Source organism: Caulobacter sp. GW821-FHT11E10 (genome assembly GCF_058808375.1).
In genome coordinates this window covers 267,728-289,355 of the sequence record NZ_JBXARP010000009.1, presented here as the reverse complement: position 1 = coordinate 289,355, position 21,628 = coordinate 267,728, and the positions used below count along the sequence as shown (strand labels likewise).

Genomic DNA, 21,628 nt, shown 5'->3' with positions numbered 1-21,628 from the left:
GGCGGACGGGTCGTTCGACTCAGGCGCATCGTCTGAAGTTACGGCGGCCCGCATGGCCAGGCGTCTAGACGCGCCTAGGCCGGGAGTATTGAGCACATGTCCGAACTTCGTACGCTTCCTGTCTTGCCGCTGCGGGACATCGTTGTGTTTCCGCACATGGTGGTGCCGCTTTTCGTGGGCCGCGACAAATCCGTGCGCGCCCTCGAGGAAGTCATGCGCGGCGACAAGCAGATCCTACTGGTGACGCAAAAGAACTCGGCCGACGATGATCCGGCTCCGGGCGACATCTTCGATGTCGGCGTGCTGGCCACCGTCCTGCAGCTGCTGAAGCTGCCTGACGGCACCGTGAAGGTGCTGGTCGAGGGCAAGGGCCGCGCGGCCGTGGTGAAGTTCACCGATCAGGAGTCCTTCTACGAGGCCCAGATCGGTGAGGTCAGCGAGGACGAAGGCGCCGGCCCAGAGGCCGAAGCCCTGTCGCGCGCCGTCGTCGAGCAGTTCGAGAACTACGTCAAACTGAACAAGAAGGTGCCGCCGGAGGCCCTGGCGTCGATCCCGCAGATCGCCGAACCGGGCAAGCTGGCCGACAGCATCGCCGCGCACCTGTCGGTGAAGATCGGCGACAAGCAGAACCTGCTGGAAATCTTCGACGTCGTGAAGCGCCTGGAGAAGGTCTTCGCCCTGATGGAGGGCGAGATTTCGGTGCTGCAGGTCGAGAAGAAGATCCGCTCGCGCGTGAAGCGCCAGATGGAGAAGACCCAGCGCGAGTACTATCTGAACGAACAGATGAAGGCGATCCAGCGCGAGCTGGGCGACCCCGACGACTCGCGCGACGAGCTGATCGATCTCGAAAAGCGCATCAAGAAGACCAAGCTTTCCAAGGAAGCCCGGACCAAGGCCGAGAGCGAGCTGAAGAAGCTCCGCAACATGAGCCCGATGTCGGCCGAGAGCACCGTCGTCCGGAACTATCTGGACTGGCTGCTGTCGATCCCCTGGGGCAAGGCCAAGACCAAGAAGATCGACATGGTCGAGGCCGAGGCGGTGCTCGAGGAGGACCACTACGGCCTGGAGAAGGTGAAGGAACGCATCCTTGAGTACCTGGCCGTCCAGGCGCGCACCAACTCGCTGAAGGGGCCGATCCTGTGCCTCGTCGGCCCTCCTGGCGTCGGCAAGACCTCGCTGGGCCGTTCGCTGGCCAAGGCGACCGGTCGCGAGTTCGCCCGCATCTCGCTGGGCGGCGTGCGCGACGAGGCCGAGATCCGTGGTCACCGTCGGACCTACATCGGCTCGATGCCCGGCAAGATCATCCAGACCATGAAGAAGGCGAAGACCACCAACGCCTTCGTCCTGTTGGACGAGATCGACAAGATGGGCAGCGACTATCGGGGCGACCCGTCGTCGGCCCTGCTGGAGGTGCTGGACCCGGCTCAGAACTCGACCTTCGGCGACCACTATCTGGAAGTCGACTACGACCTGAGCCAGGTGATGTTCGTCACGACGGCCAACAGCCTGAACATGCCCCAGCCCCTGCTGGACCGCATGGAGGTCATCCGCATCCCCGGCTACACCGAGGACGAGAAGCTGGAGATCGCCAAGCGTCACGTGCTGCCCAAGCTGATGAAGGACCACGGGCTGAAGTCGACTGAGTTCGTCGTGCCCGAAAAGGCCATCCGCGATCTGATCCGCTACTACACCCGCGAAGCCGGTGTGCGGTCGCTGGAACGGGAACTGGGCGGCCTGGCGCGCAAGACCGTTCGCGATCTGGCCCGTGAAAAGGTCACCGCGATCACGATCGACGACGCGCGCCTGGCCAAATATGCCGGTGTCCAGAAGTACCGTTATGGCGAGACCGACGAAGTCGATCAGGTCGGCATCGTCACCGGTCTGGCCTGGACGGAATTCGGCGGCGACATCCTGACCATCGAAGCCGTGAAGATGCCGGGCAAGGGCCGCATGACGGTCACCGGCAACCTCAAGGAAGTGATGAAGGAGTCGATCTCGGCGGCCCAGTCCTACGTTCGCTCGCGGGCGCTGCACTTCGGCATCAAGCCGCCGGTGTTCGAGAAGACCGACGTCCACATCCACGTGCCGGACGGGGCCACCCCCAAGGACGGTCCGTCAGCCGGCGCCGCCATGGCCCTGGCCATGGTCTCGGTGCTGACCGGCATTCCGATCCGCAAGGATATCGCCATGACCGGCGAGATCACCCTGCGCGGCCGGGTCACCGCGATCGGCGGCCTGAAAGAGAAGCTGCTGGCGGCTTTGCGCTCTGGCGTGAAGACGGTGCTGATCCCGCAGGAGAACGAAAAGGACCTCGCGGAGGTGCCGCAGTCGGTCAAGGACGGGCTGGAAATCATCCCGGTCTCGACCGTGGATGAAGTGCTCAAGCACGCCCTCACCGGGCCGCTGACGGCCGTCGAGTGGAACGAGGCCGAGGAGCCGATTGCTGCATCCGCGAAGAAAGACGAGGGTGATAGCGACACCATCCTGACCCACTAGACGCAAGTTATCGACGATAACTTATGCGGCGCGGGAGATTCCCGCGCCGCTCGCGTTTGACGAGGCATTTTCAACCGCCATAATCCCCGCCGAGCGCAGCCCCGTAAGCGAAAAAACGGCGCCGCTCAGGCTGGGAGAAAAACATGACCACAAAAGCCGAACTCGTTACGGCGATCGCCGAAAAGGCGGGCATCACCAAGAACCAGGCCAAGGACGCTCTGGAAGCCTTTATCGACGCTGTCACTGACTCTCTGAAGTCGGGTCAGGACGTTCGCTTGGTCGGCTTCGGCACCTTCAAGGCCGTTACCCGCGCCGCCGGCACCGCTCGAAATCCGCGTACCGGCGAGACGGTCAACCGTCCCGCCTCGAAGACCGCGCGTTTCCAGGTCGGCGAAGGCTTGAAGTCTTCGCTCAACGGCTAATCAGTTTTTTCGCTTAGCGAGAGGCGGGGCGCCAGGGGGCTGGTGCTCCGCCTTTTCGTTTTCCGCATAGCGTTACCGACAACGGCCCTGCACCTGCCCGGAGGCTGGTTCAGATTCTTGGCTTCGAAGCGCGTTTCGACGGCGAAACCGCTTACACTTTCGCCTAACGCGCTTTAGAAGCGCCGACGCGAAGAGGGCAGTTAGCTCAGCGGTAGAGCGTCTCGTTTACACCGAGAGGGTCGGGGGTTCGATCCCCTCACTGCCCACCACCATCCTCCAAGTTCAAAAAGCCCGGCTCCGGACTTTCACCAGAGCGTGATGGCGCGCGTCCAGGCTTCACCTTGCGGCCTGCAATCAAAGTGATATCACTTTGATTGCAACGCTGGAGGAGCGTCATGTCCGAGACCCGCACTATCAATCCGACCACCGAGCGCGCCCATGGCGGCATGGGCGGCGGGCTTCCCTTGCTGTCCCTGCCGATCATGCTGGGCGTGGGGCTCTGGTGCTTCAGCCAGGGCGACAGCGGCGTCGGCTACACCGCGTTGGGCGGCCTGCTGGTGTTCCTGCTCGCCCTGGTCGCCTGTGGTTTCTACTCGGTCCAGCCGAACGAGGCCTTCGTGGTCACGCTGTTCGGCTCGTATATCGGCACTGACCGCCAGACCGGCTTGCGCTGGATCCTGCCCTGGTACGGCCGCAAGAAGATCAGCCTGCGTGTGCGCAACGTCACCAGCGAGATGCTGAAGGTCAACGACAAGCGCGGCAATCCGATCGAGATCGCCGCCAACATTGTCTGGCGAGTGCAAGACTCGGCCCAGGCCCTGTTCGATGTCGACGACTATCTGACCTTCGTGAACATCCAGATCGAGACGGGGCTGCGCGAAGTGGCTTCGCACTATGCCTACGACCATGCGGAAGAAGGTGAGCCCACCTTGCGCGCCCACGCCGAGGAAGTCGGCGACCGCCTGCAAAAGGATCTGCAGCTGCGCACCGCCGTCGCCGGCGTCGCCATCGACGAGGCCCATCTGATGCATCTGGCCTATGCGCCTGAGATCGCCGGTTCGATGCTCAAGCGCCAACAGGCCGAAGCCGTGCTGGCCGCCCGCCGCACGATCGTGGCGGGCGCCGTCGACATGGTCGAAAGCGCGCTGAGCCAGCTGAGCGAGCGCGGGGTCGTCACGCTCGACGACGATCGTCGCGCCTCGATGGTCTCCAACCTGCTGGTGGTGCTGTGCGCCGACCGCGAGGCCCAGCCCGTGGTCAACACCGGCACGCTGTACGGCTAACGTGGCCGGCGGTCCAAACGAGGCGCCAAAGGCGGGCGGAGGTGGCCGGCGCGCGTTCCTGATGCGTGTCCGGCCCGAGGTCCTGGCCGCGGTCGAGCGGCTGGCCAGCGCCGAGTTGCGTAGCGTCAATGCGCAAGTCGAGGTATTGCTGCGCGAGGCTCTGGGACGTCGCGGCGTGACCCCGAAATCGTCCGGGAACGACGAGGAACCCTGAGTGTCGCAAAAGCTTTATCGTTCCAAGGCCGAATGGGGCGGCCTGGAGTATCGATGAGGATTCGGCGTGACGGACACGAGATCGGACTGGCCGCCTGGCCTGCATGGCTTTTCTCGCGAGATCGCTCCGCCGACTGACGACACCGTACGCCTCGTCGACACCACCATGCTCTACGCCCCCCGTAGCGGCGGCGTGCGCCGTTACCTGTCCTCGAAACGCGCCTGGCTAGCGGCCAATCGTCCGGATGTCCGGCACACGCTGGTCGTGCCAGGCGCGCGGGATTCCTACGACGGCCAGGGACAGGTTTCGATCTATGCCGCGCCCCTGCCGTTCGGAGCCGGTTACCGCTGGCCCGTGGTCAAGCAGGCCTGGATGGAGCGGCTGGCGCGTCAGCGGCCAGACATCATCGAGGCGGGTGATCCCTATACCCCGGGCCTAGCCGCGCTGCGGGCAGGCGACGCCCTGGGCATCCCGGTCGTTGGATTCTGCCATACCGACCTCGGCGCCCTGGCCGCGCTGCATATCGGCGAATGGGCCGAGAAGCCGGTCCAGAAGCGCTGGGCGGCGATCTACCGTCAGTTCGACCAGGCCGTGGCGCCGAGCCGCTTCATCGCCGGTCGGCTGATCGAGGCCGGGGTGCACAACGCCATCGGCCTGCCGCTCGGCGTCGACACCGAGCTCTTCCACCCGTCACGGGCCAATCCCAAGGCGCTGAGGGCGCGACTGGGCTTGTCGCCCGACGAGCGGCTGCTGGTCTTCGCGGGCCGTCCCGCCCGCGAGAAGCGGCTGGATGTCCTGGTCGCCGCGGTCGAGCGGCTGGGGGCGCCGTACAGGCTGCTGTTCGTGGGCGCCGGCGGCGGCGCTCCGGTCAGCGACCGAGTCATCTGCCTGGAGTACGTCCGCGATCCGGCCGAGCTGGCGAGCGTGTTGGCCAGTTGCGACGCCTTCGTCCATGCCAATGACAACGAGCCGTTCGGCTTGATCGTGCTGGAAGCCATGGCCTGTGGGCTGCCCGTGGTGGGGGTCGCCGCCGGCGGCGTGGCCGAATCGGTGGACGACGAGGTCGGCCAGCTGGCCGTCGCCTCCGAGGCGGGGGCCTTCGCCGAGGCGGTCGAGGCTCTGTTCGCCCGGGATTTGGCCGCTGTCGGCGCCGCCGCGCGCCGCCGGGCGGTCGAGCGGCATGGCTGGGACGCCGTGTTCCGCCGCCTTTGCGCCGTCTATGGCGGCCTGACCGGACACCGGGCGTTCGGCGGCCTGACCCAGATGCGCGACCACTAGCCTCGGACGGCGGCCAGGATCTCGTAGCTGCGCTTGCGGGCGCCATGATCATAGATCTGGGACGCGGCCATCAGTTCGTCGGCCTGGGTCATCTCCAACACCTGATCGATCTTGCGTTGCACGGTCTCGGGCGAGCCGACGGCCGCGTACTGGAAGGTATGGTCCAGACCCGCCAGCTCGGCCGGGGAGGCGTGGTCCCGGATATCGTCGACCGGTGGCGGCAACAGGCCCGGGCGGCCGCGCCGCAGGGCCAGGAACTGTTGCTGGGTCGAGGTGGACAGGCGCGTGGCCTCCGCGTCGGTGTCCGCCGCGCAGACGCCGATGCAGACCATGGCGTAGGGCTTTTCCAAGACCTCCGAGGGCTTGAAGTGGCGACGATAGAGGAGGAGGGCGTCCAGCAGCGAGTCGGGCGCGAAATGCGCCGCGAAGGCGAACGGCAGGCCTAGCGCGGCCGCCAGCTGCGCGCTCCAGGTCGAGGAGCCCAGCAGCCAGATCGGCACCTCCTGGCCTTCGCCCGGCACCGCGCGGATACTTTGGTCCGGATCGGCCAGCTTGAACCAGTGCTGCAGCTCGACGACGTCCTGGGCGAACGAATCGACGGCCCCGGCATAGCGGCGAAGAGCCCGCATGGTGGCTTGGTCGGTCCCGGGCGCGCGGCCCAGGCCCAGGTCGATGCGGCCGGGATAGAGCGCGTTCAGCGTCCCGAACTGCTCGGCCACCATCAGGGGCGCGTGGTTGGGCAGCATCACGCCGCCTGAGCCAACCCGGATCGAGGACGTTCCGCCGGCCACGTGACCGATCACGACCGCCGTCGCGGCGCTGGCGATTCCCGGCATGTTGTGATGCTCGGCCAGCCAATAGCGATGGAAGCCTAGGGATTCGGCGTGGCGCGCGAGATCGAGGCTGTTGGCCAAGGCCTGACTGACGCTCGTCCCGTGAGGGACCGGCGCCAGGTCGAGCACGGAGAACGGTGGATAGGCGGAACGAGTCATGTCCGCTACATGGCGCAGCGAGACAGCAACACAAGGTGTTGCGGCCGCTATTCTCGATTTGAAGGGGAAGCCACCGGACGGTGGCGCGAATGACGGGACTCGAACCCGCGACCTCCGGCGTGACAGGCCGGCGCTCTAACCAACTGAGCTACATCCGCGTCGTGCGCTTAAAGCGCGACGGTCGTCCGTAGACCGAGAGGAGGGTAGCTTACCACCTTGGAAGGGGTGGCGCGAATGACGGGACTCGAACCCGCGACCTCCGGCGTGACAGGCCGGCGCTCTAACCAACTGAGCTACATCCGCATATCCCTTCGCCGAAGCGAAAGTGCGACCCGCCGATCGGCGAGGGGCGTCTGATATGTCGGAGGAAGACTCGTGTCAACGGGCATCTCGAAGAAGAGACAAATCGTCCGCCAGGCCTGAGTCTTTTCGTGGGGATGAAGTGGAACGGGCCCGGCCGGCCGGCGCTCTCAAGCACAAGCGCCGTCGCCGCTCGGCGACAGATCAACGTTCGCGGGAACAGCGCCAGTTGCGATCGTTTCTCAATGTGTTCGGGGGTGTTTGAAGCGCTGGCGACAGTGGGCTACAACCCGCTCGATTCAAGCCAAGGGCTGTCATGACCGCCTTCCTTCTCCAGTACCTGCCGATCGTGATCTTCCTAGGGATCGCGGCGGCCATCGGCATCGTCTTCCTGCTGGCCGCGGCCGTGTTCGCGCCCAGGGCGCCGGACCCGGAAAAGCTGTCCGCGTACGAATGCGGCTTCAACGCCTTCGACGACGCGCGCATGAAGTTCGACGTCCGGTTCTACCTGGTCTCGATCCTCTTCATCATCTTCGACCTGGAAGTGGCGTTCCTGTTCCCCTGGGCGGTCACGCTGATGAAGCTGCCGCACGACGTGGCCCAGTTCGCCTTCTGGTCGATGATGGTCTTCCTGGGCGTCCTGACCGTCGGCTTTATCTATGAATGGAAGAAGGGCGCCCTCGAATGGGAGTGATCGTTCCCGCCAATACGGCTTCGGTCCCGGCGCTGTCCGGCGGTCGTTCGACGGTCGAGGGCTATGACCCCAAGCTGCACGACCCGTTCTTCGACGGCGTCTCGCAGCAGCTGGCCGACAAGGGCTTCATCACGGCCGCCGCCGACGACCTGATCACCTGGGCCCGTACGGGCTCGCTGATGTGGATGACGTTCGGCCTGGCGTGCTGCGCCGTCGAGATGATGCACTCGGCGATGCCGCGCTACGACCTGGAGCGCTACGGCTTCGCGCCGCGCGCCAGCCCGCGTCAGTCGGACGTGATGATCGTCGCCGGCACCCTGACCAACAAGATGGCTCCGGCCCTGCGCAAGGTCTACGACCAGATGCCGGAGCCCCGCTACGTCATCTCGATGGGCAGCTGCGCCAACGGCGGCGGCTACTACTATTACAGCTACAGCGTCGTGCGCGGCTGCGACCGCATCGTGCCGATCGACATCTACGTGCCGGGCTGCCCGCCCACGGCCGAGGCGCTGGTCTACGGCGTGCTGCAGCTTCAAAAGAAGATCCGTCGCACGGGGACGATCGAGCGATGAGCCAAGACCTCGATATCCTGGGCCAGGACATCGTCGCCCGCGCGCCCGGCGTGCTGGGCCATTCGGTGGCGTTCGGCGAGCTGACGATCGTGGCCAAGGCCTCGGTCGTGGTCGAGACCCTGACCTTCCTGCGCGACGACGCGGGCTGCCGTTTCCATCAGTTGGTGGACCTGACGGCGGTCGACTATCCGGAACGCGCCGCGCGCTTCGACGTCGTCTACCACCTGCTGTCGATGGTGAAGAACACGCGCATCCGCCTGAAGGTGATGACGGACGAGGACACCCCGGTTCCGAGCGCCACGCCGGTGTTCCCGGTCGCGGACTGGTTCGAGCGCGAAGTGTTCGACATGTACGGCGTGTTCTTCGACGGCCACCCGGACCTGCGCCGAATCCTGACGGACTACGGTTTCCACGGCCACCCGCTGCGGAAAGACTTCCCGATGACCGGCTACGTCGAGGTTCGCTACGACGACGAGTTGAAGCGTGTCGTCTACGAACCCGTGAAGATCACCGAGTTCCGCGCTTTCGACTTCATGTCTCCGTGGGAGGGCGCCAAGTACGCCCTGCCGGGCGACGAGAAGGCCGAGAAGCGGGCAGGGGACGCTTAAGTCATGACTGGCACCAACGCGCCCGCCGCGGCGACCGACTTCTTCCGCGACCAACCGACGACCCCGGCCATCCCGGAAACGCCGGTCCGCAAGTTCAACATCAACTTCGGCCCGCAACACCCGGCCGCGCACGGCGTGCTGCGCCTGGTGCTGGAGCTGGATGGCGAAATCGTCGAACGCGTCGATCCGCACATCGGCCTGCTGCATCGCGGCACCGAGAAGCTGATGGAAGCGCGCACCTATCTGCAGAACATCCCGTACTTCGACCGCCTCGACTACGTGGCGCCGATGAACCAGGAGCATGCGTTCTGCCTGGCCATCGAGAAGCTGCTGAGCGTCGAAGTGCCCAAGCGCGGCCAGATCGTGCGCGTGCTGTTCTGCGAGATCGGTCGCATCCTCAATCACCTGCTGAACGTGACGACCCAGGCCATGGACGTCGGCGCCCTGACGCCGCCGCTCTGGGGCTTCGAGGAGCGCGAGAAGCTGATGGTGTTCTACGAGCGCGCCTGCGGCGCTCGCCTGCACGCCAACTATTTCCGCCCGGGCGGCGTCCACCAGGACCTGACCCCCAGCCTGATCGACGACATCGAGACCTGGGCGAAGGCTTTCCCCAAGATCTGCGACGATATCGAAGGCCTGATCACCGACAACCGCATCTTCAAGCAGCGCAACGTCGACATCGGCGTCGTGACCAAGGAAGAGGCCTGGGCCTGGGGTTTCTCGGGCGTGATGGTGCGCGGTTCGGGCATCGCCTGGGACCTGCGTCGCAACCAGCCGTACGAGAACTACAACGAGTTCGAGTTCGACATCCCGCTGGGCAAGAACGGCGACTGCTACGATCGCTATCTCTGCCGCATGCAGGAGATGCGCGAGTCGACCAAGATCATCCTGCAGGCCGTGCAGATGCTGCGCGCCACGCCGGGTCCGGTGCTGACCGAGGACAACAAGGTCAGCCCGCCCCGCCGCGCCGAGATGAAGCGTTCGATGGAAGCCCTGATCCACCACTTCAAGCTCTACACCGAGGGCTTCAAGACGCCGGAAGGCGAGGTCTACGCGGCCGTCGAAGCGCCCAAGGGCGAGTTCGGCGTCTACGTCGTCAGCAACGGCACCAACAAGCCGTACCGCTGCAAGATCAAGGCGCCGGGCTTCTCGCACCTGGCGGCGATGGACTGGATGAACCGCGGCCACCAGCTGGCCGACGTTTCGGCCATCCTGGGCTCGCTCGACATCGTGTTCGGCGAGGTCGACCGGTGAGCTTTGAAGCTATCGCCCAAGCTCAACTGGACGCCTACAACGCCCAGGATCTGGACGCGCATTGCGCCCACTTCGCTGACGACGTCGTCGTGGCGGGCTTGAACGGTGACGTGGCGCGCACGGGCATCGACGCCTATCGCGCTTTCTACGCCAAGACCTTCGCCGAGTTCCCCAAGAACCACGCGAAGCTGCTGAACCGCATCGTGGTTGGTGCGAACGTGATCGACCACGAGCATGTCGACCGCGGCAACGGCGACGCGCCGTTCCAGGTCGCCGCCATCTACACCTTCAAGGGCGACAAGATCGTCCGAGTGGATTTCGCCCGATGAGTGTTCGTCGCCTCGCCAAGGAACAGCCGGCCAGCTTCGCCTTTTCCAAGGACAGCCAGGCCAAGGCCGATTGGTGGAAAGCCAAGTATCCCGCCGTCCGCAAGCAGTCGGCGGTGATCCCGATGCTGTGGCTGGCCCAGAAGCAGGAAGGCTGGATTTCCGAGCCGGCGATCCAGGAGATCGCCAAGCAGCTTGAGATGCCGGTCATCCGCGTGCTGGAAGTGGCCACCTTCTACGTGATGTTCCAGCTGCAGCCGGTCGGCAAGGTGGCCTTCGTCCAGCTGTGCGGCACCACGCCGTGCCAGCTGCGCGGCGCGCTGGACCTGAGGGCCGTGCTGAAGGCCAAGATCGGCGACGCCCACCACGTGTCGGCCGATGGCAAGTTCAGCTGGGAAGAGGTCGAGTGCCTGGGCGCGTGCTGCAACGCCCCGATGGCCGCGATCAACGACTACTATTACGAGGACCTGACGCCGGAGAGCCTGGCCCAGATCCTGGACGACTTCGCCGCCGGCAAGTCGCCCAAGCCCGGCAGCTATGACGGTCGCGGCGCCTCGGAACCGAAGGGCGCCATCCACACCCTGACCGACCCGAAGCTGTACGACGGCTCGTACGCTAAGAAGATCAAGATCCCGAACCTGCCCGAGAAGCCCAAGGCTTCGAAGGCCAAGTCGGAGCCGACCGCCTAACATGACCGCTGACGCCGTCCTTCAGAAGAAGCGCCTGACCACGATGCTCGTCATCGACGTGGTCTGCTTCGTGCTGGCCGGCGTCGCGATCTATGCCGCGGTGGCGCTGGGATATGGCTGGGCCAAGCCCGTCTTCATCCTGGCCATCGTCGCGGGCCTGGGCGCGCAAATCTGGTTCATCCTGGGCTGGATGCGCGCGACCAAGCGCGAGGGGACTTCGTCATGATCGACGACAGCGACCTCAATACGCGCCGAGCGGCCTATGCCGACACCATCCGGGGCCTGCATCGCCGTGAACGCGGCGTGGGCTTCGTGGCGTGCCTGGTGGGCGCGATCCTGCTGATCTGGGGTCGCACCATCGAGGGCGCGCCGTTCTGGGCGGTCGTCGCCGGCCTCGTCACGATCGGCGCGGGCTGGCTGCTTTTCGCCTATGTCATCATTCGTCGGACGCGCTATGTGCGCGCCCATCCATTCGATCCGCAAAGCTGAGTCATGGTCGGTATCCTCGAAGACAAGGACCGCATCTTCACCAACCTCTATGGCCTCCACGATTGGGGCCTCGAGGGCGCGAAGAAGCGCGGCTGCTGGAATGGCACCAAGGACATCCTGGACGCCGGGCGCGACTGGATCATCGACAACATGAAGAACTCCGGCCTGCGTGGCCGGGGCGGCGCGGGCTTCGGCACCGGCCTGAAGTGGTCGTTCATGCCCAAGGAAGTGAAGGAAGGTCGTCCTCACTACCTGGTGGTCAACGCCGATGAGTCCGAACCGGGCACCTGCAAGGACCGGGAGATCATGCGGCATGATCCGCACCTCCTGATCGAGGGCTGCCTGATCGCCTCGCGCGCCATGCTGGCCAACGCCTGCTACATCTACATCCGCGGTGAGTACGTCTTCGAGCGCGAGCGCCTGGAAGCGGCGATCAAGCAGGCCTACGAGGCCAAGCTGGTCGGCAAGAACAACGTCCACGGCTGGGACTTCGACATCTACGTCCACCACGGCGCCGGCGCCTATATCTGCGGCGAAGAGACGGCCCTGCTGGAAAGCCTGGAAGGCAAGAAAGGCCAACCGCGCCTGAAGCCGCCGTTCCCGGCTGGCGCGGGCCTCTACGGCATGCCGACCACGGTCAACAACGTCGAGAGCATCGCCGTCGCCGGCACCATCCTGCGTCGCGGCGCGGCCTGGTTCGCGGGCTTCGGCCGTCCCAACAACGCCGGCACCAAGCTGTTCTGCGTCTCGGGCCACGTGAACCTGCCCTGCAACGTCGAAGAAGCCATGAGCATCCCCTTCCGTCAGCTGATGGAAGATCACTGCGGCGGCATTCGCGGCGGCTGGGGCAACCTGAAGGCCGTCATCCCGGGCGGTTCGTCCGTGCCGATGATTCCGGCCGAGCAGTGCGAAGACCTGCCGATGGACTTCGACGCCCTGCGCAACCTGCGCTCGGGCCTCGGCACCGCCGCCGTCATCGTCATGGACAAGTCGACCGACCTGGTCCGCGCCATCGCCCGGCTGTCGTACTTCTACAAGCACGAGAGCTGCGGCCAGTGCACGCCGTGCCGCGAAGGCACCGGCTGGATGTGGCGGGTCATGGAGCGCATGGCGACCGGCGAGGCCGATCCGAAAGAGATCGACACCTTGCTGGACGTCACGACCCAGGTCGAGGGTCACACCATCTGCGCCCTGGGCGACGCGGCCGCCTGGCCGATCCAGGGCCTGTTCCGCCACTTCCGCCATGAGGTGGAGGAGCGGATCGCTTCCTATCGTAGCGGTCGCCTGCACGTGCAGGGCGCCAAGCTGATCGCGGCGGAGTAACGATTATGGCTATCGCCAAGGTCAACGGCGTCGAAGTCGAGTTCGAACCCGGCATGACGGTTCTGCAGGTCGCGGAGCTGGCTGGGGAAGAGATCCCGCGCTTCTGCTACCACGAACGCCTGTCCATCGCCGGCAACTGCCGCATGTGCCTGGTCGAGGTGAAGCCCGGCCCGCCGAAGCCGCAGGCGTCTTGCGCCCTGCCGGCCGCCGAGGGCCAGGAGATCTTCACCAAGACTCCGATGGTCAAGAAGGCCCGCGAAGGGGTGATGGAGTTCCTGCTCATCAACCACCCGCTGGATTGCCCGATCTGCGACCAGGGCGGCGAGTGCGATCTGCAGGACCAGGCCGTCGGCTATGGCCGCGACGACAGCCGCTACGAAGAGAACAAGCGCGCGGTCGAAGAGAAGGCCATGGGCCCGCTCATCAAGACCGTGATGACGCGCTGCATCCAGTGCACGCGCTGCGTCCGCTTCATCACCGAAGTCGCCGGCTCACCGGAAATCGGCCTGATCTCGCGCGGCGAAGACGTTGAAATCACGACCTATCTGGGCGCGGCGGTAACGTCGGAGCTCAGCGCCAACGTCATCGACCTGTGCCCGGTCGGCGCCCTGACCTCCAAGCCCTACGCCTTCGAAGCCCGTCCGTGGGAGCTGAAGAAGACCGAAAGCGTCGACGTCATGGACGCCCTGGGCTCGTCGATCCGCGTCGACGCGCGCGGCTCGGCCGTACTGCGGGTTCTGCCGCGCAACAACGACGACATCAACGAAGAGTGGATCTCGGACAAGACCCGCTACGCCGTCGACGGCCTGGGCCGTCAGCGCCTGGACCGTCCGTACGTCCGCGTCGGCGGCAGCCTGAAGCCGGCCACCTGGACCGAAGCCTTCGCCGCCGTGGCCGCCAAGATCAAGGCGACCAGCCCTGAGCGCGTCGGCGTCATCGCCGGCGACCTGCAGGACGCCGAGAGCCTGAAGGCGACCAAGGACCTCTTCACCGCCCTGGGCGTGAAGAACCTCGACGCCCGCCAGGACGGCGTGGCGCTGGGCGCCGGTCCGCGCGAGAGCTGGCTGTTCAACTCGACCCTGGCCGGCATCGAGAACGCCGACGTCGTGCTGTTCGTCGGCACGAACCCGCGCCTCGAGGCTCCGGTCCTCAACGCCCGCTTCCGCAAGCAGTGGATCGCCGGCAAGACCCGCTTCGGCGTCATCGGCGAGCAAGCCGACCTGACGTTCGACTACGACTATCTCGGCGCCGGGGCCAAGACCCTGTCGGGCCTGGCCAAGAGCAAGAACGACTTCGTCGCCGCCCTGAAGGCCGCCGAGCGTCCCGCGATCATCATCGGCCAGGGGGCGCTGGCCCGCGCCGACGGCGCGGCGATCCTCAAGGCCGCCGCCGGCCTCGCCAAGGCCGCGAACGTGGTTCGTAGCGGCTGGAACGGCTGGAACGTCCTGCACACCGCCGCCGCGCGTGTGGCCGGCCTCGACATGGGCTTCGTCCCGGCGGAGGGCGGTCTGTCGGCCGCCGACATGCTGAAGCCGGGCGCCGTTGACGTCCTCTTCCTGCTGGGCGCCGACGAGTGCGAGGCCTCGGCCTCGAACGCCTTCAAGATCTATCTCGGCACGCACGGCGACGCCGGCGCGCACAAGGCGGACGTGATCCTGCCGGGCGCGGCCTATACCGAGAAGAACGGCCTCTATGTGAACACCGAAGGCCGCGTCCAACAGGGCAAGCGCGCCGTGTTCCCGAAGGGCGAGGCCAAGGAAGACTGGTCGATCCTGCGGGCGCTCTCGGAAGTGCTGGGCCACAAGCTGCCCTACGACAGCCTGGACCAACTGCGCGCCAAGCTGTTCGCCGACCACCCGACCTTCGGCCAGATCGACTACGCGCCCGGTTCGGTCGCCACGTCGTTCGACGTCGGCGCCCTGGGCGGCGCGGGCGAGGCTTCGGACGCGCCGTTCGAAAGCCCGATCAAGGCCTTCCACCTGACCAACCCTGTCGCGCGCGCCAGCGTGACCATGGCCGAATGCGCGGCCGTGGCTTCCGGCGCCGCCAAGATCGCTGCGGAGTAGACCGTGGGCTCGACTTCTCCGCTTCTCTGGTTTGGCCTGACGACCGGCGGCATCCTGCTGGTCGTGATCTGGGTCCTGCTCAGCCTGGCCTTCCTGCTGCTGGCCGACCGCAAGATCTGGGCCGGCGTCCAGATGCGCAAAGGTCCGAACGTGGTTGGCCCCTTCGGCCTGCTGCAGTCGTTCGCCGACTTCTTCAAGTTCGTCCTGAAGGAGATCGTGATCCCGGCCGGCGCCGACAAGATCATCTTCATCCTGGCGCCGCTGATCAGCCTGATCCTGGGCTTCGTCGGTTGGGCCGTCGTGCCGTTCGCGCCGGGCTGGGTCGTCTCCAACCTGAACGTGGGCATCCTGTACCTGCTGGCGATGAGCTCGCTGGGCGTCTACGGCATCATCATGGGCGGCTGGGCTTCGAACTCGAAGTACCCGTTCCTGGGTGCGCTCCGTTCGGCTGCGCAGATGGTGTCGTACGAAGTCTCGATCGGCTTGATCATCATCACGGTGATCCTGCTGGCCGGGTCGATGAACCTGTCGACGATCGTCGAGAAGCAGACCGGCTGGTTCTGGAACTGGAACGTCTTCGGCGGCGGCCTCAAGAACCTCATCCTGCTGCCGGTCATGGTCGTGGCCATGGGCATGTTCTACATCTCGGCCCTGGCTGAGACGAACCGCCCGCCGTTCGACCTTCCGGAAGCCGAATCCGAACTCGTGGCCGGCTATCAGGTCGAATACAGCTCGACCCCGTACCTGCTGTTCATGGTCGCCGAATATTCGAACATCGTCCTGATGTGCGCGATGATCAGCGTGCTGTTCTTCGGCGGCTGGAGCCCGGGCTTCCCGACTGACTTCATGGCCACCTGGCCGAAGTTCGCGGCCAACCTGCTGCTGGCCTTGGTCTTCTACGCCAAGATCTGCTTCTGGTTCTTCATGTTCGCCATGGCGAAGGCCATCGTGCCTCGCTACCGCTACGACCAGCTGATGCGCCTGGGTTGGAAGGTGTTCCTGCCGACCTCGCTGGTGCTGGTGGCCGCGGTTGCCGCGTGGCGCGTGTTCGGTCCGGGGGCCTGATGCGCCGCCTCGCGGCCATCGCGCTGGGCCTTTCCGGCCTCGCTCTTACGGCCTGCCAGGCCGTGACGGCGCCGGATCGGTCCTACTCGCTGGGCGAGGGCGTCGTCGGCTACGACGAGCTCCGCCGCGCCGGCGACCAGTGCAAGGCCGAGGGCGGGACGATCCGTTTCAAGCAGGACGGGGGCGACCCCGTTCAGCTGTCGAACTACACCTGCATCGTTCCCCGAGCCGGGAAATGAGGCGGGTTGTCCTCGGGATCGTGACGGTGGGCCTGTTGGCCGGCTGTTCTTCCTGGGGGCGGACTGTACCGCGACCGCCGCAGCGATCGCATGAGGAGCAGGTCGAGGCGCGCCGCAAGTCGGACGCCAAGACCAAGGAATGCATCCTCAAGCAGACCATGCGGCGGCAGCAAAAAGAGCAGGGGAGGTCCGTAAAACCCTTCCCCAAGGAAAAGTGTTAGGAGAGCTCTGGTGTTCCAGCGCATCACTCAGGCGGTCAAGGGCGCGGCCCTTCTGGACTTCGCGGGGGCCTTCGGGCTGGCCATGAAGTACATGCTCGCGCCGAAGAAGACCGTGATCTATCCGAACGAGCGCGGCCCGCAGTCGCCGCGCTTCCGGGGTGAGCACGCTCTGCGCCGCTATCCGTCGGGTGAAGAGCGCTGCATCGCCTGCAAGCTCTGCGAAGCCATCTGCCCGGCCCAGGCCATCACCATCGAGGCCGAACCGCGCGAGGACGGCAGCCGCCGCACGACCCGCTACGACATCGACATGGTCAAGTGCATCTACTGCGGCCTGTGCCAGGAGGCCTGCCCGGTCGACGCCATCGTCGAAGGTCCGAACATCGAGTTCGCGACCGAGACCCGCGAAGAGCTCTACTACGACAAGGAACGTCTTCTCGATAACGGCGACCGCTGGGAGCGCCTGATCGCGAAGAATCTGGAGTTGGACGCGCCCTACCGCTAAAGACGGGCGCGAATCCGAAGGAGGCGATGCGCCGTTCGGCTCATCGTCATTGGACTTAAGTTTTCAGGGGAGCACCTGGGCCAATGGCCTTGCAGGCGATCGCTTTCTATCTGCTGGCATTCACGACCATCGCGGCGGGTCTCCTCGTCGTGTCGGCGCGGAATCCCGTGCACTCGGTGCTCTTCCTGATCACCGCCTTCTTCTCGGCCGCCGGCCTCTTCGTCCTCTTGGGCGCGGAGTTCCTGGCGATGCTGCTGATCGTCGTCTATGTGGGCGCGGTCGCGGTGCTGTTCCTGTTCGTCGTCATGATGCTGGACGTCGACTTCGCCGAGCTCCGCCAAGGCTTCGCCCAGTACCTGCCGATCGGCGGTCTGGTCGCGGGCGTCCTGACGCTGGAGATGGTGTTCGTCGCGGCCACGGTGGCGACCAACGGCGCCGCCGCCAAGAACGCCCTGCCGAACGCCTCGCCGGGCGGCGTGCCCAACACCGAGGCCATCGGTCGCGTGCTCTACACCGACTACGTCTTCTTCTTCCAACTGGCGGGCCTGGTGCTGCTGGTCGCCATGATCGGCGCCATCGTGCTCACCCTGCGCCACAAGCCGGGCGTCAAGCGCCAGGACATCGGCAAGCAGATCGCCCGCACGCCCAAGACCGGCATGGAGCTGGTCCAGATCAAACCGGGTGAGGGGATCTCCGAATGATCGGCCTGCCGCACTATCTCGTCGTCGCCGCGATCCTGTTCACGATCGGCGTCTTCGGCATCTTCGTGAACCGCAAGAACATCATCGTCATTCTGATGTCGATCGAGCTGATCCTGCTGGCGGTGAACATTAATCTGGTGGCGTTCTCGGCCTATCTGCACGACGTGGCGGGGCAGATCTTCGCCATGTTCGTCCTGACCGTGGCCGCCGCCGAGGCGGCCGTGGGCCTGGCCATTCTCGTCACCTTCTTCCGAAACCGCGGCGACATCGCGGTTGACGACGCCAGCATGATGAAGGGCTAAGCGACGTCATGCAGACGCTTGTCACCATTCTCGTTTTCGCACCGATCATCGCCGCGGCGATCGCCGGCCTGTTCGGCCGCCGCATCGGCGACGTGGCTTCGCAGTCGGTCACCACCGGCGCGCTGATCCTGGCTTGCGGCCTTAGCTGGTACACGTTCAGCCAGTGGACCTGGGGGCACATGGAGGCCTTCACGGTCAACCTGCTGCCGTTCATCCACATCGGCGACTTCCAGGCCAACTGGTCGATCCGCATCGACGCCCTGTCGGCGACCATGCTGATCGTGGTCACGACCGTTTCGATGCTCGTGCACATCTATTCCTGGGGCTACATGGCCGAGGACGACAGCAAGCCGCGCTTCTTCGCGTACCTGTCGCTGTTCACCTTCGCCATGCTGTCGCTGGTCACCGCCGCCGACTTCATGCAGCTGTTCTTCGGCTGGGAAGGCGTGGGCCTGGCCTCGTACCTGCTGATCGGCTTCTGGTTCAAGAAGTCCACCGCCAGCGCCGCGGCCATCAAGGCCTTTGTGGTCAACCGCGTCGGCGACTTCGGCTTCGCCCTCGGCATCATGACCACCTACTGGGCGTTCGGTTCGATCCAGTTCGCTGAGATCTTCCCGCAGATCGCCGCCAACGCCGGCCGCACCTGGGAATTCGCGGGCCACACGTTCCCGCTGATGGATATCGCCTGCTTCCTGCTGTTCATCGGCGCGATGGGCAAGTCGGCGCAGTTCTTCCTGCACACCTGGCTGCCGGACGCCATGGAAGGCCCGACCCCGGTCTCGGCCCTGATCCACGCGGCCACCATGGTGACCGCCGGCGTCTATATGCTGTGCCTGCTGTCGCCGATGTTCGAATATGCCCCGGTGGCCAAGAACATCGTCACGGTGATCGGCGCGGTGACGGCTCTGTTCGCCGCCACGGTCGGTCTGACCCAGAACGACATCAAGCGCGTGATCGCCTACTCGACCTGCTCGCAGCTGGGCTACATGTTCTTCGCGGCGGGCGTCGGCGCCTATCAGGCGGCCATGTTCCACCTGTTCACCCACGCCTTCTTCAAGGCTCTGCTGTTCCTGGGCGCCGGTTCGGTGATCCACGGCATGCACCACGAGCAGGACATGCGCCGCTACGGCGCCCTGGCCAAGCTGCTGCCGGTGACCTTCATCGCCATGACGATCGGCACGATCGCCATCACGGGCCTCGGCTTCCCGCCGCTGCACCTGGGCTTCGCCGGCTTCTACTCGAAGGACACCATCATCGAAGCCGCTTTCGCGGCCGGTGGTCACAACGCGATCGCCATGTTCGCGTGGGTGATCGGCGTGCTGGTGGCGGGCCTGACCTCGTTCTACTCGTGGCGCCTGGCCTTCTTCACCTTCAACGGCAAGGCCCGCTGGGGTCATGACGACCACCATGCGCATGACGCCCATGCTCATGACGCGCACGGCCATGGCGCCCACGCGCAAGAGACGCACGACGAGCCTCTGCCCGACGCCCACGACGATCATGGCCATGGCCATGACCACAAGCCGCACGAAAGCCCGTGGGTCATGCTGTTCCCGCTGGTCGCGCTGTCGATCGGCGCCATCGCCGCGGGCTTCGTGTTCGTCGACTACTTCGTGGGTCACCACCAGGAAGAGTTCTGGCGCGGCGCGATCTACAATGCCCCGACCAACCACGTGCTGCACGAAGCGCACGAGGTGGCCAACTGGGTGAAGTGGAGCCCGCTGATCGCCTCGCTGCTTGGCCTGCTGATCGCGGTCTATGTCTACCTGATCAAGGGCAATGAGCGCCTGGGCTTGAAGCTGGCCGAGCGCCAGGGTCCGGCCTACGTCTTCTTCTACAACAAGTGGTTCTTCGACGAGCTCTACGACGCCACCTTCGTGCGCTTCGCCAAGTTCCTCGGCGACCTGTTCTGGAAGGGCGGCGACCAGAAGATCATCGACGGCCTGGGTCCCGATGGCGTCAGCGCGGTCTCGTATGAGGTCGGCCGGCGCACCGGCAAGCTGCAGTCCGGCTATCTCTACCACTACGCGTTTGTCATGCTGCTCGGCGTCGCCGGCCTGCTGACCTTCGCCCTGTACGCATTCCGTTGAGGGGGACGGAGCTAATGACCGGCCTTCTCAGCCTCACGACTTTCGCGCCCCTGGTCGGCGTCGCGGTGATCCTCGCCGCGCGCGCCCTGCACGGCGCGGGGGACAAGACCGACACCCTGGCCAAGTGGATCGCGCTGGTGACCACGCTGGTCACGTTCGGCCTGTCGATCCTCCTGACCGTCCAGTTCGACCCCAAGAACCCCGGCTTCCAGTTCGTGGAAGACGTCGCCTGGTTCGCGGGCCTGCACTACCGCATGGGCATCGACGGCATCTCGGTGCTGTTCGTCCTGCTGACCGCGTTCCTGCTGCCGATCTGCATCGTGGCCAGCTGGAAGTCGGTCGAGAAGCGCGTGGTCGAGTACCTGATCGCCTTCCTGGTCCTGGAGACCCTGGTGATCGGCGTGTTCTGCGCGCTGGACCTGATCCTGTTCTACCTCTTCTTCGAGGGCGGCCTGGTTCCGATGTTCCTGATCATCGGCATCTGGGGCGGCAAGCGCCGGGTCTACGCGGCCTACAAGTTCTTCCTCTACACGCTGCTCGGCTCGGTGCTGATGCTGGCCGCGATCCTGGCGATGATCGGCATCGCCGGCACCTCGTCCATCCCGGCGCTGATGACCTTCAAGTTCGCGCCGTGGCTGCAGACCTGGCTGTGGCTGGCCTTCTTCGCCAGCTTCGCGGTGAAGATGCCGATGTGGCCGGTGCACACCTGGCTGCCTGACGCCCACGTCGAAGCTCCGACGGCCGGTTCGGTCATCCTGGCGGGCATCCTGCTGAAGATGGGCGGCTACGGCTTCATGCGCTTCAGCCTGCCGATGTTCCCGAACGCCTCCGAGCTGTTCCAGCCCCTGGTGTTCGCGATGTCGGCCATCGCCATCGTCTACACCTCGCTGGTCGCCTTCCGTCAGACCGACATCAAGAAGCTGATCGCCTATTCGTCGGTCGCCCACATGGGCTTCGTGACCATGGGCATCTTCTCGGGCAATGCCGCGGGCGAACAGGGCGCTCTGTTCCAGATGCTGAGCCACGGGGTGATCTCCGGCGCGCTCTTCCTCTGCGTCGGCGTCGTCTACGACCGCATGCACACCCGCGAGATCGCCTTCTACGGCGGCCTGACGAACCGCATGCCCTGGTACGCCGCGACCTTCATGCTGTTCACCATGGGCAATGTCGGCCTGCCGGGCACGTCGGGCTTCGTCGGGGAAATCCTGACCATGACCGGCGTCTACAAGGCTTCGACCTGGACGGCGCTCGTCGCCGCCTCGGGCGTGATCCTGTCGGCCATGTACGCCCTGACCCTGTACCGCCGCGTCATGTTCGGCGAGATCACCAACCCGCAACTGGCCACGATCACCGATCTGGACAAGCGCGAGATCCTGATCTTCGCCCCGCTGATCGTGTCGACCCTGGTGCTCGGCATCTATCCGAATTTCGTGTTCAACCTGACCGCGACGTCCGTCGACGCGCTCGTCGGCGCCTGGCGCGCCGCCGTGGGCGGGTGAGGA

23 protein-coding genes and 3 tRNA genes are annotated in these 21,628 nt (G+C 65.5%); 23 read left to right on the top strand and 3 right to left on the bottom strand.

Annotation, left to right across the window (positions count from 1 at the left end; translation table 11 throughout):
* Positions 1–96: 96 nt before the first annotated feature.
* The 6 genes from lon (at position 97) to AC1RRV_RS20035 (ending at position 5,693) form a co-directional block, all read left to right on the top strand.
* A complete protein-coding gene (gene lon, locus AC1RRV_RS20060) occupies positions 97–2,496 on the top strand; it encodes an endopeptidase La (RefSeq protein WP_492861406.1) in 2,400 nt (799 codons plus the stop codon).
* 143 nt (positions 2,497–2,639) lie between these two features.
* Positions 2,640–2,918 (top strand): HU family DNA-binding protein, encoded by a 279-nt coding sequence (locus AC1RRV_RS20055; RefSeq protein ID WP_492861404.1) that lies wholly within the window; start codon positions 2,640–2,642, stop codon positions 2,916–2,918.
* A 194-nt stretch (positions 2,919–3,112) separates the two neighbouring features.
* Positions 3,113–3,187, top strand: a tRNA-Val gene (locus AC1RRV_RS20050).
* Between the two features lie 126 nt (positions 3,188–3,313).
* Positions 3,314–4,201 carry an SPFH domain-containing protein gene (locus AC1RRV_RS20045; protein WP_492861403.1) on the top strand — a complete coding sequence of 296 codons (888 nt, stop codon included), beginning with the start codon at positions 3,314–3,316 and terminating at the stop codon, positions 4,199–4,201.
* 61 nt (positions 4,202–4,262) lie between these two features.
* Positions 4,263–4,415 carry a type II toxin-antitoxin system antitoxin gene (locus AC1RRV_RS20040; RefSeq protein ID WP_492861402.1) on the top strand — a complete coding sequence of 51 codons (153 nt, stop codon included), beginning with the start codon at positions 4,263–4,265 and terminating at the stop codon, positions 4,413–4,415.
* Between the two features lie 66 nt (positions 4,416–4,481).
* Complete coding sequence (locus tag AC1RRV_RS20035) at positions 4,482–5,693, top strand: glycosyltransferase family 4 protein (protein WP_492861400.1); 1,212 nt, start codon at positions 4,482–4,484, stop codon at positions 5,691–5,693.
* On the opposite strand, the gene AC1RRV_RS20030 is transcribed toward AC1RRV_RS20035, so the two are convergent.
* The 3 genes from AC1RRV_RS20030 to AC1RRV_RS20020 form a co-directional block, all read right to left on the bottom strand.
* Complete coding sequence (locus AC1RRV_RS20030; protein ID WP_492861435.1) at positions 5,690–6,703, bottom strand: LLM class flavin-dependent oxidoreductase; 1,014 nt, start codon at positions 6,701–6,703, stop codon at positions 5,690–5,692. The genes AC1RRV_RS20035 and AC1RRV_RS20030 overlap by 4 nt on opposite strands.
* A gap of 63 nt (positions 6,704–6,766) precedes the next feature.
* A tRNA-Asp gene (locus AC1RRV_RS20025) sits at positions 6,767–6,843 on the bottom strand.
* A 68-nt stretch (positions 6,844–6,911) separates the two neighbouring features.
* Positions 6,912–6,988 (bottom strand) — tRNA-Asp (locus tag AC1RRV_RS20020).
* Between the two features lie 313 nt (positions 6,989–7,301).
* Between AC1RRV_RS20020 and AC1RRV_RS20015 the strand changes: the two genes are divergently transcribed.
* The 17 genes from AC1RRV_RS20015 to AC1RRV_RS19935 all read left to right on the top strand — a co-directional run bounded on the left by AC1RRV_RS20015 (position 7,302) and on the right by AC1RRV_RS19935 (position 21,625).
* Positions 7,302–7,679: an NADH-quinone oxidoreductase subunit A gene (locus AC1RRV_RS20015; protein WP_492861399.1), complete on the top strand. Its 378-nt coding sequence runs from the start codon at positions 7,302–7,304 to the stop codon at positions 7,677–7,679.
* Positions 7,649–8,251: a NuoB/complex I 20 kDa subunit family protein gene (locus tag AC1RRV_RS20010; protein ID WP_492861398.1), complete on the top strand. Its 603-nt coding sequence runs from the start codon at positions 7,649–7,651 to the stop codon at positions 8,249–8,251. The genes AC1RRV_RS20015 and AC1RRV_RS20010 overlap by 31 nt, the downstream gene beginning before the upstream one ends.
* Positions 8,248–8,859, top strand: coding sequence for an NADH-quinone oxidoreductase subunit C (locus tag AC1RRV_RS20005; protein WP_492861397.1), 612 nt, complete (start codon positions 8,248–8,250; stop codon positions 8,857–8,859). The genes AC1RRV_RS20010 and AC1RRV_RS20005 overlap by 4 nt, the downstream gene beginning before the upstream one ends.
* Positions 8,860–8,862: 3 nt before the next feature.
* Positions 8,863–10,113: an NADH-quinone oxidoreductase subunit D gene (locus AC1RRV_RS20000; RefSeq protein ID WP_492861396.1), complete on the top strand. Its 1,251-nt coding sequence runs from the start codon at positions 8,863–8,865 to the stop codon at positions 10,111–10,113.
* On the top strand, positions 10,110–10,442 hold the full coding sequence (locus tag AC1RRV_RS19995) for a nuclear transport factor 2 family protein (protein WP_492861395.1): 333 nt from the start codon (positions 10,110–10,112) through the stop codon (positions 10,440–10,442). Before AC1RRV_RS20000 ends, AC1RRV_RS19995 begins: the two co-directional genes overlap by 4 nt.
* Complete coding sequence (nuoE, locus tag AC1RRV_RS19990; protein WP_492861394.1) at positions 10,439–11,128, top strand: NADH-quinone oxidoreductase subunit NuoE; 690 nt, start codon at positions 10,439–10,441, stop codon at positions 11,126–11,128. Before AC1RRV_RS19995 ends, nuoE begins: the two co-directional genes overlap by 4 nt.
* Before the next feature lies 1 nt (position 11,129).
* Positions 11,130–11,354, top strand: a complete 225-nt coding sequence (locus tag AC1RRV_RS19985; RefSeq protein ID WP_492861393.1) for a hypothetical protein — start codon at positions 11,130–11,132, stop codon at positions 11,352–11,354.
* Entirely contained in the window at positions 11,351–11,617 is a 267-nt protein-coding gene (locus AC1RRV_RS19980; protein ID WP_492861392.1) for a hypothetical protein, read from the top strand. Before AC1RRV_RS19985 ends, AC1RRV_RS19980 begins: the two co-directional genes overlap by 4 nt.
* Before the next feature lie 3 nt (positions 11,618–11,620).
* Entirely contained in the window at positions 11,621–12,940 is a 1,320-nt protein-coding gene (nuoF, locus tag AC1RRV_RS19975; RefSeq protein ID WP_492861391.1) for an NADH-quinone oxidoreductase subunit NuoF, read from the top strand.
* Between the two features lie 5 nt (positions 12,941–12,945).
* Positions 12,946–15,006 (top strand): NADH-quinone oxidoreductase subunit NuoG, encoded by a 2,061-nt coding sequence (gene nuoG, locus AC1RRV_RS19970; RefSeq protein WP_492861390.1) that lies wholly within the window; start codon positions 12,946–12,948, stop codon positions 15,004–15,006.
* Positions 15,007–15,009: 3 nt separating this feature from the next.
* The gene (gene nuoH, locus AC1RRV_RS19965; RefSeq protein WP_492861389.1) at positions 15,010–16,071 is read left to right on the top strand and encodes an NADH-quinone oxidoreductase subunit NuoH; all 1,062 of its coding nucleotides are present in this window, start codon (positions 15,010–15,012) and stop codon (positions 16,069–16,071) included.
* On the top strand, positions 16,071–16,310 hold the full coding sequence (locus AC1RRV_RS19960; RefSeq protein ID WP_492861388.1) for a hypothetical protein: 240 nt from the start codon (positions 16,071–16,073) through the stop codon (positions 16,308–16,310). The genes nuoH and AC1RRV_RS19960 overlap by 1 nt, the downstream gene beginning before the upstream one ends.
* A gap of 231 nt (positions 16,311–16,541) precedes the next feature.
* Positions 16,542–17,033, top strand: coding sequence for an NADH-quinone oxidoreductase subunit NuoI (gene nuoI, locus AC1RRV_RS19955; RefSeq protein ID WP_354072622.1), 492 nt, complete (start codon positions 16,542–16,544; stop codon positions 17,031–17,033).
* 83 nt (positions 17,034–17,116) lie between these two features.
* A complete protein-coding gene (locus AC1RRV_RS19950) occupies positions 17,117–17,734 on the top strand; it encodes an NADH-quinone oxidoreductase subunit J (protein ID WP_492861387.1) in 618 nt (205 codons plus the stop codon).
* A complete protein-coding gene (gene nuoK, locus AC1RRV_RS19945) occupies positions 17,731–18,036 on the top strand; it encodes an NADH-quinone oxidoreductase subunit NuoK (RefSeq protein WP_013079344.1) in 306 nt (101 codons plus the stop codon). Before AC1RRV_RS19950 ends, nuoK begins: the two co-directional genes overlap by 4 nt.
* Before the next feature lie 8 nt (positions 18,037–18,044).
* A complete protein-coding gene (nuoL, locus tag AC1RRV_RS19940; protein WP_492861386.1) occupies positions 18,045–20,126 on the top strand; it encodes an NADH-quinone oxidoreductase subunit L in 2,082 nt (693 codons plus the stop codon).
* On the top strand, positions 20,123–21,625 hold the full coding sequence (locus AC1RRV_RS19935; protein ID WP_492861385.1) for an NADH-quinone oxidoreductase subunit M: 1,503 nt from the start codon (positions 20,123–20,125) through the stop codon (positions 21,623–21,625). The genes nuoL and AC1RRV_RS19935 overlap by 4 nt, the downstream gene beginning before the upstream one ends.
* Positions 21,626–21,628 lie beyond the last annotated feature (3 nt).